Raw genomic sequence first — 2005 nt, forward strand, 5'->3', positions numbered from 1 at the left:
GTAATTACCCTACTAGATATTACGAGTTGGGTATTCGTATGAAAAAAAAAGTGGGTGTTCTCTTTTCATGTATACTGAGCATTCTTCTCATCGGGGGGGCATATGCAGCAAACATCACCGAAATCAAACCTTCTGATCACAGTGGTCAGACCATCACTATCCTTGATGATCGTGATCAGTATATTACTGTTCCATATCCTGTCAAAAATGTAGTTTTCCTGGTTGAAAATGCAATGAACAGTATGTATGCAGTTGGTGGTGCAGATCATATCTCCGGCATCGGGAGCATCTGGATGCCAGAGAAAAAAATACCCTTTTTCAAGGCAATTGATCCAAAGTTTGGAGAAAAACCAACTATAGGGAGTGAAAACGGAGCTGTTGATCTGGAAGCACTGGCAAAAGCAGATCCTTCCCTTGTAGTTCTCTGGTCTGCTGACTGGAATGATGAGACTACCACGGCTATCAGGGAAACCCTAAAAGTTCCGGTGTATGGGGTGTATTATACCAAACTCTCTGATGTTTCCCGAGCAAATGATGTATTTGCCAAGATGATTGGCAATGAGGGACGGGCAGAAGAAGTTTCAAGAATTATGGCTAACTACACTCGCAGAGTAACAGATAAAACAGGAGAACTACAAAGTGATAAACGCCCTACTGTGTATTGGATGTGGGGAGACATTCTGGGAACAGCAGGTCTGAACAGTGCAACAAATGACCTGATTACTCTTGCAGGCGGGAAAAATGTTCTTGAGAACGCCAATTTTGAAGGAAAGATGCTTGAGCACCCAACAATCTCCCTGGAAACCCTCCAGAAATTAAACCCTGATGTCATCTATATGTGGTATAATGAAAAGATAGATCCATCAGATGTCATGAGCGGTGTTGGAGACTTTGCCGGATGGAAAGATCTGAAAGCGGTGAAAAATGGTAGAGTATATGAGGTCACAGATCCTTTTGTGTATGACTCATTTACACCATGTCAGCCACTTGCACTGATGGCAATTGCCAAGGATCTTCACCCAGAGATCTTTAAGGATATAAACATGGACACCTTAATCGATTCATTCTTTGTCGATATGTATGGTGTACATTATCCAGATTATACAGCAGCTTGATTTGAGATAGTATGGGGGAGATGAACATCCGGAACTCACTCAATCACCGGATTATTCTCATTTTCCTGTTGACTCTTCCAATTCCTGCTTTTATTCTCTCACTTTTTATTGGATCCTATGGACTTTCACCCTCTGAAGTTGTTGCCGGATTTATCAGTGTCGTAACCGGAGATGGAGCTCCTGAGATTCATACAACCGTTTTGATGAACATGCGACTTCCCAGGATCGTTCTTGCGATGCTTGTCGGAGCGGCATTATCGGTTTCAGGGGCATGTTTTCAGGGAATATTTCGCAATCCCCTGGTAAGCCCTGACATCCTTGGACTCTCTTCCGGGGCAGCCCTGGGAGCTGCTTTGGCAGTTTCTGTCTTTTTCACCCTCCCAGTCCAGGTTAGTGCATTTTTATTCAGCCTGATTGCTCTTGGAGTAGCATATCTCATGGCATACCAGAAAGGAGAAACTCCGATAATTGCACTGGTTTTATCAGGAGTTATTACATCATTTGTTTTTTCTGCTCTCCTTACCGCTATTCAGTTCGCTATCAATGAACGTGCTCTGCAGAGTATTGTCTTCTGGATGATGGGGAGCCTTCATACCGCATCATGGTATAAAGTCAATCAGGCTCTTCCCTGGATCGTAATTGGTATTGGGGGCATTATCATTCTTCGATGGCAACTCAATATTCTGGCTCTGGGAGATGAAGATGCCCGATCCGTAGGAATGAAAACCGAGCGGATGAAAGTAGTTCTCATTATCTGTGCATCACTTGCGGCATCTGCAGCAGTTTCAGCAGCAGGGATTATCAGTCTTGTCGGCCTTATCGTTCCGCACATGGTCAGAATGCTGGCAGGTCCTGATCATCGTGTTGTCATTCCTCTTTCTATGACTGTA

At 43.9% G+C, this 2005-nt stretch carries 2 protein-coding genes; both read left to right on the plus strand.

All coding sequences use genetic code 11. The features are described 5' to 3' along the window. On the plus strand, positions 1-1115 hold a 1115-nt coding region (locus VN429_RS07155; RefSeq protein ID WP_325631447.1), incomplete at its 5' end, for an ABC transporter substrate-binding protein. 20 nt (positions 1116-1135) lie between these two features. After that, positions 1136-2005, plus strand: an 870-nt coding sequence (locus tag VN429_RS07160; protein WP_325631449.1) for a FecCD family ABC transporter permease, incomplete at its 3' end; no start/stop codon positions are given.

The sequence above is a fragment of the Methanospirillum sp. genome (genome assembly GCF_035560735.1).
In the GTDB taxonomy this organism is placed as follows: Archaea; Halobacteriota; Methanomicrobia; order Methanomicrobiales; family Methanospirillaceae; genus Methanospirillum.